Source organism: Sphingobacterium zeae (assembly GCF_030818895.1).
Lineage (GTDB): Bacteria > Bacteroidota > Bacteroidia > Sphingobacteriales > Sphingobacteriaceae > Sphingobacterium > Sphingobacterium zeae.
Genome location: NZ_JAUTBA010000001.1, coordinates 4,952,669 through 4,965,376, shown reverse-complemented (window position 1 = coordinate 4,965,376; position 12,708 = coordinate 4,952,669). Strand labels below are relative to the sequence as shown.

Below are 12,708 nucleotides of genomic sequence, written 5' to 3'. Positions count from 1 at the left end.
TCCTATTACCCAATTTTTTGGTAAATATTGTGTTTTTTGTTTACGATCTTAAATTTGGAAGCATCTTTATAGTTGATCAGAGATTCCTTCGCCCCCAAACAGAGAAAACCTAGGTGACAGAGTGAATAATAGAATAAATCCAAGACTTTATTTTGCAACGCAGTATCAAAATAAATCAATACATTGCGACAGGTAATCATCTGAAATTCATTAAAAACTCCATCGGATACTAAACTATGTATAGAGAAAAGGATATTTCTTTTGAGACTATTATTAATTGTCGCGGCATTGTACATGGCTGTATAGTAATCCGACAATGAGTTTTTGGGCTCTGTTTTGATAAAGTTCTCAGAGTATTCTTTCACTTTTCCAAGAGAATAAATACCGCGTTTTGCTTTTTCTAGCACTTTCCCATTAATATCAGTACCATAGATGAATGCCCGTTGGTAAAGAGTTGCTTCTTCCAACAATATGGCTAGCGAATAGACTTCTTCACCCGTCGAACAACCTGCGCTCCAAATTTTAATATGGGGATAAGTTGCAAGATAGGGGAACACCTCCGTTTTGACAGCTTTATAAAAATCTGGATCCCTAAACATTTCTGTGACATTTACGGTGATTTCCTGGAGAAAATAGGTGCTGAATCCGGGTTGGTTGATCAAATTGGATTTCAATTCCTGTAGATTAAATTTATTGAGTTCCATAATTCTGGTTACACGTCGTTTGAGAGATGCTCTGGTATAGCCAGATACATCATACCCGTGGAGATTTTTGACTACATCAATAATTTCTTCTAACTCTTCAAAATTGATCATTGTCACATTTTTAACGGTTAACTCAGCCATACACGCATTAAGGATATTAATTTGTCTACGTCAACCGGTTTACTAATATAATCGTTTGCGCCAACAGCAATTGTCTTTTCGCGATCACCTTTCATTGCTTTTGCTGTTACAGCAATAATAGGAAGATTCGCAAATTTTTTGTTAGCTCTTATTTTTCCAATAGCCTCGTAACCATCCATGACAGGCATCATAATGTCCATTAACACAAGATCGATCTGGTCATTTCGTTCAAGAATATCCAATGCCTCCTGACCATTGTTGGCAATCTCAATCTTCATATCATAACTTTCAAACGCTGTACTTAGGGCAAAAATATTCCGCATATCGTCATCTGCTAGTAGTACTGTTTTGGAAGCTAAATTGTTCTCAGCAATTACAGAGCTTCCAGCGTTGTTGAACATGGTGTATTCGTGATTGTTGCTACGAATTTTATTTAAGAATAAATTTACCTCATCAATCAGACGGTTGTTTGACTTAGCCGACTTGAGAACCATGGCTTGGCTATGGTGGAGTATTTCAGAAGTCTGCTCTGTACTAAGTTCCATTGCCGTATTGATGATAATCGGTAGATTCTTAAATTGATTGTTCGATTTGATTTCGTTCAGGAGTTCAATCCCTGATCGGTCTGGGAGATTTAAGTCCATAATGATACAATCAAATGATTTCTCCTGATTCAATAAATCGAGCGCTTGTCCTGCATTGAAGGCCTGAAAGATTTGAATATGTTGTTCTTCCAAAGATTGTTTGATAAAATCGCTTTGGATTTCTTGATCTTCCACCAGAAGAATTTTTTTCAATGGATGACTTGTTGATGCCTTTATTTTTAAGAAAGTTTCGGCCAGTGATTCTTCTGACACTGGTTTGGACATAAAGCCGATGGCTCCAGCAGAAATAGGTTCATCATGTAAAAATGTTCCTGCCGACATCATGTGTACTGGAATATCCTTGGTATTATCATTTTTTTTGAGGTTACGAAGTACTTCCCAACCATCCATTTTGGGCAACATAATATCTAGTATTACTGCAGCAGGTAGTAAATTTTCAGCTTTTTGTAAGCCATCTTTTCCATCATAGCTGATGTAGACATCATAGCCATTTTGCTCGGCGTAGTCTTTTAAAATATCTGCAAAAATAAAGTCGTCCTCAATAATCAGCAATTTATTGTTTTTTCCATCGTTTTCTATCCTTTGAATTTTTGCAGTGACAGGAGTTTCATTCCGCATTGGCGGCAGATAATTATTTTCCTTGTCGATAGATGATACTTTTACTAACGGGGTTTGGATTTCCTGTTCTAGCGGAATGCTAAAAGTGAAGACGCTACCCTCACCGATTTTGCTGGATAAGGTTATTTTCCCTTTCAATAAATTGGCGATTTCCCGACAGATCGATAAACCTAAACCAGTGCCACCATATTTACGGCTTGTTGAACCATCTTCCTGTTTAAAAGCATCGAAGATAAGCTCTTGTTTTTCCGGGGCGATTCCAATACCGTTATCTCTGACGGTAAAAATAAGATTTTGTGTGTCAGCTTTTATTCCAAAAAAAACTTCTCCTCTTTCACCTGTAAACTTAAATGCATTCGATAACAAATTCTTAATGACCTGTTGTATACGATGCTCATCACCAACAAATTCTTGTGGAGCATTTGAGTCTACGTCAAGTAGGAAGTGGATACTTTTTGATGCTGCGGTATCGTTGAAAAAATCTTTAATATAATTTACGAGATCGTTGGTGCTGATACGTTCTTTTTGGACTTCAACTTTACCGGATTCAATTTTTGCCAGATCCAACAATTCATTGATTAAATGTAGTAGATCTGAACCTGCACTATGAATAACAGAAGCATATTTTATTTGATCCTCATTGAGGTTTTTCTTTTTGTTATCCTGAAGTAATTTGGCCAGAATGAGAATACTATTAAGGGGTGTCCGCAGTTCATGGCTCATATTGGCCATAAATTCAGATTTATACTTGCTAGATAGCTCTACTTCCTCTATTTTTTGCGCTATCGCCTGACGGGCTTTTTCCAGATCTTCGTTTTGGGCGAAGAGTAATTTCGCTTTCTCATCCAACTCATTATTCGTTTGGATAAGTTCTTCTTGCTGCACTCTAAGTTCTTCTTCTGAGGCTTCTAACAAATGTGTTTTATGTATTAGCTCTTCATTCGTTGTTCTCAACTCTTCCTGTTGAGTCTCCAGTTCTTCGGTTTGTTGTTGAAGCTCCTCATAAAGATCCGCAAGCTTTCCATGCGTTTGGGCTACTTTAATAATAACGGCAATGTTATCTTTTACTTTATTTAAAAAGCTAAACCGCAGTTTTTCGTCTTTCTTATTTATAACGGGGCAGCATATCTCCATGATACCGACACAATGTTTTTCATAAGAAAAAGGAATAATATAAATCTCAGTGTCTACCCGATCTGCCAATGAGGTTTCTAATAAAAGGTGCTTGTTGTTGATATCTTTAATTTTAACAACTTCATGATTGTTTGCAACTTCGCCTAATATACCGTCATTTTCTTTAAATGTTTGTTTGATATATTGTTTTGCGGAAATGCCGATTTTGTGGCAAAGCTGATATTCCTGATAATTGTCGTCGAAAATATAAACTGTTCCGCCTAGTGCTCTAGTCGACGAGGCAATAGCGTGTAGACTTATTTCAGCAATTTTCTTGTCTGTATAATCTCCACGTAACTGTTCATCGATGCTACTGATTGCATTCAAAATCCAATTATCATTATTTGTTTGTTCCTGCAATAGTTGAAGACTGCTGTTAGACTCCTGTTGACTTTTCACGGTCGCCCTTAGAAATCTTGAGATAGAAGAAATCTTGGAAAGGATATAGAAGAATCCACTTAAACCTATAGCAATGAACAGGTAGGTAATGTATTGGGCTATTTGCAGGTCGTTTCTAGATTTTTCTAAAAGATCTGCTCGTTGATCCAATAAATCTTTTGATATTAGATTAATCTGGCCCAATATAGAGGCTTTTTGTTCGTGAATGTGATTGGATCTAAATTGAATTGCTCTTGTATCTGCAATATCTTGCTCAAAGTTATAAAATGCTGAAATTTCTTTACGTAATATTTCAATTTTGTTCAATTGGAAATGATAGAAATCATCTTTAAGAATTAATGAACGGAGCAGTTCATCGGTTTTTCTTAATTCCAATTTGTAGGGAATAAATAACGAAGCATCTTTCTTATTCAGGTAATCAAGTTTGACATCATTTACTTCGTCTACATTTGATTTAATTTCATTAATAGTATTAAATCTATTTTCGGCGATTTGAACGATAGTTCGCTCGTTATTTAAGTTATGATGCAGCGATATGAAAAAATATAGGGCTGAAAGGAATATAAGCAAAAAAGAAATGATCACTCCTAGGGTAATTTGCTTTCTATAGTTTTTTCGATTCATGTGAGAATGAGTTTATCGTTTTACTTTTCTGTAGGTAATGTTTTTTGATTGTACCTGGGGAAAAAGATATATGTAAAATAACAAAAAAACTTGCTATTAATCAAAAGCTGGAATAGAAACAGCGCTATAGAAATTCCAGAGGCATACCAAATGCATCAATGCCAACACGACAGCCGTTTTTTCTTACCGATGTGTAGCATGGTATGTTTGCGTCTTATTTTTTAGTTCCATCATACGCAGATCAAGCGGCGTCCAAATCCGTCCTTTTAACATTGCTTGTTCAGTGCTCGTTCAGTACTTCTTCACTGATTACTCAGTCGCTACTGAAAAAGCAATGACCGATCACTGTCTAAAAATTGGCCGAATAATGAGATTAGGGGTAACTTGGTATCAAGTTGCATACAATTTGATTATCACGACGGTTATTGATATAAGGGGAAAAATAACATCATATAAAAAAGTTTGGACTAAGGTGATAATGAATCAATTTCAAAACCTGTGTACTGAGCCAATAATTCAGTCAATCTGGACAGGAAGAAATGCGTGTAAAAACAAAACCCTGGTGATGGGCACCAGGGTTCGTTACTAACCAATTATAAACCTAAATTATGAAAAGACTCTTTAAAGGCCGCTAAACTAAATTAGTTGCCGTTTTTTTTACTATGAAAACTAAAATGATTGTTTTTTTATCTTTTGCAATCAAAACGTGAATAACGTCTTTGATTAGTTGCTATTAGTGTTTCATAGTGAGATAACCTTTAATTATCTTCAACAAAGATACAGTAAATATGCAGTAGCCTCCAAATATTTTTTCTAATAAGTTGCTAATACAACTATGTTGTGACACACAAATGATATTTCGACTAATTTGGATAATTATTTGACAGGCTTGTTCATTGGATTGCCGTCATTACTCGAATTATTTATTAGAAATGCTTTACATTTACAAAAATATATTTTTATGATATTGACCGAATTTAAATCGATAAAGGCTTTTGTATTGGATGTGGACGGTGTGTTGACTGACGGAACCGTGCAGGTAAATGAAGACGGACATCAATTGCGTACCTTTAATATTAAGGATGGATACGCGATGCAGTTGGCAATCAAAAGAGGTTACCCGATTTTTATAATTACCGGAGGTGGATCGATTGGTGTTGAGAAGCGTATGAGAGGATTGGGTATCAGTGAGGTGCATTCAAAAGTAAGTGATAAGCTTTCAAAAATGACCGAACTTGCTTATGCTTACAAGTTGGAATTAAATCAGTTGATGTACATCGGGGACGATGTTCCTGATTTCAGCTGCATGAAGTCCGTTGGGATAGCTGTTTCTCCGGCAGATGCAGTAGAAGAGATCAAGAAAATTTCACATTATGTGTCTGGTCTTTGTGGCGGAAAGGGAGTTGTACGTGAATTGATCGAAAAGGTAATGAAAGTACAAGGCAGCTGGTATGAGGATGAAACTGTAAAAAGCATATAGGGATGTTGAAAAATCTAAAAAATAAAACAATTATATTAGGGTCTCAGTCTCCACGGAGAAAACAGCTGTTAGCAGGGCTTGGGCTGACCTTCGAAGTCGACGTACGGGAAACCGCAGAATATGTGGATCCGAATTTGTCTGCAACTGAGGTCGTTCGTCAAATTGCTACTTGTAAAGCGGAGGCATTTGCGGATAAAAAAGATTGTTTGGTTATCTGTGCCGACACTATTGTGGTGTCGGATAAGGGCGAAATTTTAGGTAAGCCCAAAGATGAACAGGAAGCTATAGAAACGCTAGCGACCTTGTCTGGTCAGAAACATGTGGTGCTGACTGCCGTAGCGATCTCATGGGAGGGTAAGATCAGCACTTTTGTCGAAACAACAACTGTTTATTTTTACGAACTAGAGCTGGATGAAATCGATCATTATGTTACTCAATTTTCGCCACTAGATAAAGCGGGTTCTTATGGAATACAGGAATGGATCGGCTTAATCGCCATAAAAAAGATAGAAGGGGAATATAATAATGTGGTTGGATTACCCACGGCAAAGCTTTATCAAGAATTGAAAAAGTTAATGTAAAAAAGCGGCTTTTGCCGCTTTTTTATTACGCTTTTATTTTTTTAGCTTAGCTGTTATTTGATGAAATAACGAACACCAGTGTAGAACATTCGTCCTGTTAAAGGACCCCAAAGCATCGACGTATCAAAATAGTTTCCAAAGGGTTGATCTGCGGCAAGGATTGGCATACGTTGGAAATAATTGGATAGATTTTCTCCGCCCACATAAACGGTAAAGTTTTTCTCTTTCCCAAACGTTTTGCTAATCTGTGCATTCATTGTGGCATAAGCCCTTGATGCTGTAGGTATTTGATATTCAACGGGGTTCTCTGCTGTTGATGGAATGCGTTTTTGTCCAACGACATTCAATGTATAATCTACACTCCAGCCAGCATGGTGGTTATAGGCTAGGTTGACAAAGCCGCGGTGTTTAGCCAATAACGGTTTGGTCTTTCTGCCACTTTCAAAATCAGTCTGCACATCAAGTAGGCGATAGGCGAACCTCGTTTCAAAATGAGGAGCTGGCATCAAGCGAAATTCTGTTTGCAAACTATTGGAGAAAGATTTTCCATTCAGATTATAAAAATTGATCTCTCGGGGATTTTCGTAATCGACCACGACCTGATTAGAGAAGTTGTTGTGGAAAAATTCAACGGATGCCGAAGCCTCGCGACCAAATATTTGTAAACTTTGGTCTATCGCTATTCCGCTATTCCAAGAGACTTCAGGTTGTAGGCCATAGGCTTTATCGTATATATCAGGCGATTGAATAACCAATTTTCTACTACTTGCCAAGACAGCCGTATTCTCTGCAAATATATTTGCCGTGCGTTGACCTCTTCCTGAGCTAGCCCGAATTGTTGTTCCCGAAATCGGAGCATAACGTAAATGGATGCGTGGTGTTGTAAACCATCCATACAGGGAGTTGTAGTCTTGGCGGAGACCAATTATGGCATCAAATTTTTCTGATGGACTATAGGTATATTCTGCAAATGCACCCGAAACAACCTCTTTACGTTTGAAGTTATTGTCTTTTAAATACCATTCGTTGTAATTGTCATAATTAATGGAGGCACCAACGCGATACTTGTGAGCGACTGTCCCGATAATATCTTGAAATAAGAGATTAGCATATCCATTTTGTTGCTCCGAATCGTAGTTATTGAGCCCAAAATAGCTTTTCTGATTATAGTTTGATCCTGCGAGTTGGAGACCTATGCTGCGGTGCTTATTTTCGGGGAACACGTAACCAATTTTGGCAAAACCTTCTACGCGTTCGATATCAAATCCTAAACCATAACGATTTGTAGTTCCCTTATCTGTCTTTTCGTTAAAATCAATCTGCCCACCTGTACGGTCATCATTGAGATATTTGACCCCAAATTGTACCATCAGCCCTTTTCCATTTTCATAAAACCAGCGGTTGACACCGGAGAATAAATTGCCTACAGGTATATCTCTAAACCCGTTGTGACTAAAGTTCATGGACTTATTGTACATGAAATTGTCGTGCAGTAGGAGTGCTGTCGACCAGTGTTGACCAACTTTTTGAGAAAGATTTAAGTTGACATCTGTACGTCCCATGTTGTTCGCATAGGCATTAAAAAACAGTCTTTCCGAATTTTGAGGTTTCTTCAGTTCAACGTTGATCTGTCCGGCCATGTTTTCGAAACCGTTGGCTACGGAACCGATACCTTTCGCGATTTGAATTGATTCAATCCATGTTCCTGCAATAGAATTTAAGCCTAATGGAGAAGCCAGTCCACGCGGGCCGGGTAAGTTTTCCACAGTTAATTGGGTGTAAATACCACTTAGACCTAGCATTTGAATCTGTTTACTACCTGTGACAGCGTCAGCACTGACGACATCGACAGAAGCATTAGTTTCAAAGCTCTCGCTTAAGTCACAGCATGCCGCTTTGAATAACTCTTTTCCGGTAAGAACTTCTAGTCGTGCAGGTGTCATACGGTCGATGTAATTTGAGCGTCGTATTCCTTTAACCTCAACTTCCATCAATACATTACCCTTTGCTGTAATCATAATTACTTCATGCAGATCTTTGATGGTGATGGTATCAGGTTTCATTCCAACGTAACTTACCACCAATTGGTCGAATCCTTCTTTATGGTCTAATTTAAAAACACCATTTTCGTTTGTCCTTGTATTTTTGGTCGGAAGGTTTACCCAGTGTAAATTAGCGCCAACAATGGGTTTAAGATCCCCCTTTTGGTTTTCTTCAACTACAACCCCGGTTACTGTATGTGGATGATCATGGTTACCGGTTGTTATAGTTTTCTTTTCGGGTATTTTGCCATTTTCCAATCGCGGATACATACAACATTCATGGAGCTTAGCATAGGATTCATCAGTGGCAACTAAGTTGTCTACATCATGACCAACTTGAGCAATATTTTTCTTGATTTCCTCCAGCTGAACTTTTTGGGAGTTATACTTGATTTGCAAAAGGTTGTCTCCCGCATTCCAAACGGCTGTTTCTACACCATGCATTTTCGCTGCGGTTTCAATACGTTTTTTACACATGGCACAATTCCCAGCTACGGTAAGCGTTCTTGTACTGTCGGTCTGTGCCTGTACAAATGCCAGAAAAAATAAAGATAGAATGGTTGTCGTATATATTTTTTTGAAAATTTGATTCATCATTTTAATTAAGAGTATTCGCTTCAACTAGCATTTAATTTTTACCTCCATGATATCGCGCAACCATATGCAAGGGGTACGGATTTATTTTTTTTATTTCTAAAATGTATTGCTGAACGACTTAAAATCCACTTTTTTTGTTCCGTGTTCCATTACGGAAAGATGATTGTTGGGAATAACAGTCTGCCATTCTAATGAAAATATAAAAATTATACTGCGCTTAAATCAATTCAAGAAAGTGAACTGCGTTCAGTGAAAAGAGGTGATATTAAATTCTAAAATTTTGATTGAGAATAAAAACAGGAGGGCTCTGTCTATTGTAGCTCGCAAAATCAGTATACTTTAGTTTAGAAAAATCGTCTTCCTCCCCAGAGAAATGATAATAATTAAGTATCCAATGAAGCGTAATTATTGCAGGAGAAAAATTATCAAAATCAAGATTTTGTGTTACTCTGCTGAATTTATCGACCTTCTGTGCTTCGATCTTAACATCTTTACAGCTTCCTGTTTCATGACAGTGTTTTTGCTGTTTTTTTGCAGACTTGGCACAAAGAGGGCAGGCTATATTATGGCTTTCCGTTAACGATACACTTTGTGTTTCCCCTTGACAAAAATGAAGATGCACTGAAGCACCACTTGCTGCGAGCAAATAGAAAAATAAGCCGACAAATAGCGCGATTTTCTTCATCGAAACAAAAATAGAGAAAATATGCAATTTTTTTTTGTAAAATTTTGGATAAATGTTATAACTTGTAGACACAAATGAAAGACCAAAAATTACCAGAGTTATGTATGTATTATTTATCAATTCAGTCGGCTCATATTTATTAGCCAGCTTTTTGATTGTTGGGGCAGTACTATTATATAAAGGCTTTTACCATCTCGCTCGTCGTATACAGGAATAAAGGATTGGATCTTCTTTTGGTGTAGTTTTATGCCTTGAATGTGCTTTAGCTCTGCTGAAGGTAACCGATTCTTGTATGTTGTATTCGAGATTAATCGTTCTGTAAAGCGGTTTAGTCAGGTATTTGCATATTTTGTGTGGGTCAGCAGCAACGTCAAATAAACGTGGGCTATCCAGTCTTTTTGAGCAGTCTTCCTCTTTGTTTATCGATTGAATAAGGGATCGCTTTTTCCTGAATTTCCAATCTCGACACGACCGGCATAGTGTTCCAAAAAGTTTGGAAAACCGGCGCAAGTGAGTCGGAAGTCATACCAAAAGTGTTGATTAGCCAAATCAAAATGAATGATGATAGTTTGTCCAGCTTTAATTTTTACGGTCTTTTTTTTCTGACCATAGCTGACATCTTCGAACATAATTTGCTGAGCTGTTTTTCCATGATTTGTACAGGAGAAAGATAAACGGCCACTAAATGCTGATTCATTTTTACATTTTTCATACGTGCATCGTGTCTCTACATGTGGATTATTCACATCGCCTTTAAATTCGCGATAAAATCCATTTGGACCGTAAATTTCGAGATGATATATTTCTTTTTCGAAGTCATTTAGTGACCAAAGGTCCGTTACACGATCTCCAGGAGAAATAGCATAATTTCTGGAGGTCCCAACTTCTCCTTTGTAGTTAGCCGCATGATAGACTGTAAAAGGCGAACCTGCTGAATGCTCGCCAAAGATTTTATTCGAAGCCTCAAATGTGACCAAGTAATTTCCTTTGGGTTGGTATTCGCCGTGGACATAAAGTTCATAAGGAAGGATACACGAATCTCGGAGTCCTTTTTCTTGTTTTGGGAAATAAGGTGAACTGCTGGGGTCTTCCTCTATTTGTTTGATCTCCATTGCGCTGAGCGCTTTGAAGTCCATGGGAAGGCCTTTGAACTTGGCTTGGTGAATCTCTTGGATAAAAGGTTCCCGTTCTAATAGAATCGGTTTGTTAATGGTTTCGCCATGATAGGGCCTAAATGCCGAAGTTAAGTCTCCACATACCGTACGCCGCCAACTGCTGATGTTGGTTTCTTTTATATCTTTCTTGATTTTGTGGTTAATAAACTTCTCTAGGAATTGTAAACTGGAGGTATGGTCAAACACTTGTGAATTTACCCAACCGCCTCTTGTCCACGGAGAAGCAATAATCATCGGTACACGATAGCCAAGACCGATGTTGCTTTCTCTGCCGCTTTCAGGATAATATTGCTCATCGCGGCGTACAAATTCCAACGCAGGGTTTATTCCCTCGGATACTTTTCCGCTTTCTGCATCGTCAGGATTTGGTGCTGTAAAGGGTGCAAAGTGATCGAAATAACCATCATTCTCGTCATAGGTAAGTATAAAAATTGTCTTTTTCCAAACTTCTGGATTTTGGGTAAGAATGTCCATAATTTCGCTGACATACCATGCGCCGAACCAAGGAGAGTCGGGATGGTCAGAAAAAAGTTGCGGTGGGGCTAACCAAGATACCATAGGAAGTTTACCCTCCTCAACATCTTTTCGGAATTGGTACAGGACATCGCCTTTGGGGATCTGCAACTCCCGCTGATGATCTCCAACCTGATAATGCATTGTTTCCAATTCCATATAGTCAGCTTGTGCACTATTGTTAACAAAAGCACGTCGATGAATATCTTTTATCCACTCGTCAAGCTTCTCAAAGTTTTCGGCGGTATATAACTGTAGTTCCTCTTGGATATGCTTGAGATCTTTATTTAGTTTTTCAAGTGCGTCGACAGCTGTCGTTTCTTTCATTTTACGCTCGAGATTTTCTTTTTTTAAAGTAAGAAGCTGACGATAACGCGGATGATATTTGACCTGATATTGTGGAAAGTACTCCATTGGATTGCAGCCAAAATTAGCTAGCCAGCTGTTTGCTTCACCACTATATCCGGCACTGCTTGAAGAAATTTCATTTTGATAGATCTTCCAGTCTACACCAAATTCAGAAAGGCGTTCGGGAAAGGTTGTCCATGTCGCCTTGCCACTAAACTCGGAGTCACCATTCCATACCAAGGCTTTTCCCGTCAGATTTTCCCGGATATTAGCAGTCCAGAAGTAAAGTCTATTGGGATTAGTACCGGTGATACTTGAACAAAAGTGCTGATCGCAAATGGTAAAAGAGTCTGCCAGTGAATAGTAAAAAGGAATATCTTCACGGGTATAATACCCCATAGTCAAAGGCAGATGGGCAAATTCTTTAAATCCGGAATGTTTGACATCCAGCCATCTGTTCATTTTACCCTTATTCCTTGCGTCGGTTTGGTCGGTCCAATTGTGTGGGAGGCAACCCATCCAGGTAACTTTTGAATCTTTGATATCCAACCGAAAAGGAGCAAATGTTTCTCCGGATTTTTGCGTCTGAAACCAGACTTTATTCCGATTGGGTTGCCGGATAGCTCGAGGATCATTAAAACCTCTTACACCACGCAGTGTCCCAAAGGCATGATCAAAAGAACGGTTTTCCTGCATTAATAAAACCACATGCTCAGCATCGTAAAATGTACTGCCCAATGCTGGATTTATGGCCATCGCTTTTGCAATAGCGGATGGAACAACATGGGAGAGGGATGCTCCCCCCGCAAGCATAGCTGCTTTCTTTAAAAAATCTCGTCGCGTATCCATGGTTATATCAGTATTGATTGCCTGGCTGTTTATTCTTTGACGCATCAAGGCAGCATAGTTATTCGCTTTGAAAAAAATATATCTTAAAAAACTGTCCTAAAAATAAGCGTTCGATTCAAGAAAAAAGACTTTAGATCGAACGCTTATTAAAAAAATAACGTTTTGCTAATTCGT

7 protein-coding genes are annotated in these 12,708 nt (G+C 38.2%); 2 read left to right on the top strand and 5 right to left on the bottom strand.

Going from position 1 to position 12,708, the window contains the following annotated elements:
* Window positions 1-5: 5 nt before the first annotated feature.
* Entirely contained in the window at window positions 6-845 is an 840-nt protein-coding gene (locus tag QE382_RS20820) for a CheR family methyltransferase (RefSeq protein WP_307187597.1), read from the bottom strand.
* Window positions 833-4,264 carry a GAF domain-containing hybrid sensor histidine kinase/response regulator gene (locus tag QE382_RS20815; RefSeq protein WP_307187596.1) on the bottom strand — a complete coding sequence of 1,144 codons (3,432 nt, stop codon included), beginning with the start codon at window positions 4,262-4,264 and terminating at the stop codon, window positions 833-835. The genes QE382_RS20820 and QE382_RS20815 overlap by 13 nt, the downstream gene beginning before the upstream one ends.
* A 961-nt stretch (window positions 4,265-5,225) precedes the next feature.
* Between QE382_RS20815 and QE382_RS20810 the strand changes: the two genes are divergently transcribed.
* Window positions 5,226-5,744, top strand: a complete 519-nt coding sequence (locus tag QE382_RS20810) for a KdsC family phosphatase (protein ID WP_307187595.1) — start codon at window positions 5,226-5,228, stop codon at window positions 5,742-5,744.
* A gap of 2 nt (window positions 5,745-5,746) precedes the next feature.
* The gene (locus QE382_RS20805) at window positions 5,747-6,325 is read left to right on the top strand and encodes a Maf family protein (RefSeq protein WP_307187594.1); all 579 of its coding nucleotides are present in this window, start codon (window positions 5,747-5,749) and stop codon (window positions 6,323-6,325) included.
* 53 nt (window positions 6,326-6,378) lie between these two features.
* Here QE382_RS20805 and QE382_RS20800 read toward each other — a convergent pair whose 3' ends face one another.
* The 3 genes from QE382_RS20800 to QE382_RS20790 all read right to left on the bottom strand — a co-directional run bounded on the left by QE382_RS20800 (window position 6,379) and on the right by QE382_RS20790 (window position 12,579).
* On the bottom strand, window positions 6,379-8,964 hold the full coding sequence (locus tag QE382_RS20800) for a TonB-dependent receptor domain-containing protein (RefSeq protein WP_307187593.1): 2,586 nt from the start codon (window positions 8,962-8,964) through the stop codon (window positions 6,379-6,381).
* 265 nt (window positions 8,965-9,229) lie between these two features.
* Window positions 9,230-9,769 (bottom strand): HYC_CC_PP family protein, encoded by a 540-nt coding sequence (locus tag QE382_RS20795; RefSeq protein WP_307187592.1) that lies wholly within the window; start codon window positions 9,767-9,769, stop codon window positions 9,230-9,232.
* 299 nt (window positions 9,770-10,068) lie between these two features.
* The gene (locus QE382_RS20790; protein ID WP_307187591.1) at window positions 10,069-12,579 is read right to left on the bottom strand and encodes a phosphocholine-specific phospholipase C; all 2,511 of its coding nucleotides are present in this window, start codon (window positions 12,577-12,579) and stop codon (window positions 10,069-10,071) included.
* Between the last annotated feature and the right edge of the window lie 129 nt (window positions 12,580-12,708).

Coding starts and splice junctions, on each gene's coding strand:
- QE382_RS20800 (WP_307187593.1), bottom strand. CDS start 8,964: ATGATGAATCAAATTTTCAAAAAAATATATACGACAACCATTCTATCT.
- QE382_RS20805 (WP_307187594.1), top strand. CDS start 5,747: ATGTTGAAAAATCTAAAAAATAAAACAATTATATTAGGGTCTCAGTCT.
- QE382_RS20790 (WP_307187591.1), bottom strand. CDS start 12,579: ATGCGTCAAAGAATAAACAGCCAGGCAATCAATACTGATATAACCATG.
- QE382_RS20820 (WP_307187597.1), bottom strand. CDS start 845: ATGGCTGAGTTAACCGTTAAAAATGTGACAATGATCAATTTTGAAGAG.
- QE382_RS20810 (WP_307187595.1), top strand. CDS start 5,226: ATGATATTGACCGAATTTAAATCGATAAAGGCTTTTGTATTGGATGTG.
- QE382_RS20815 (WP_307187596.1), bottom strand. CDS start 4,264: ATGAATCGAAAAAACTATAGAAAGCAAATTACCCTAGGAGTGATCATT.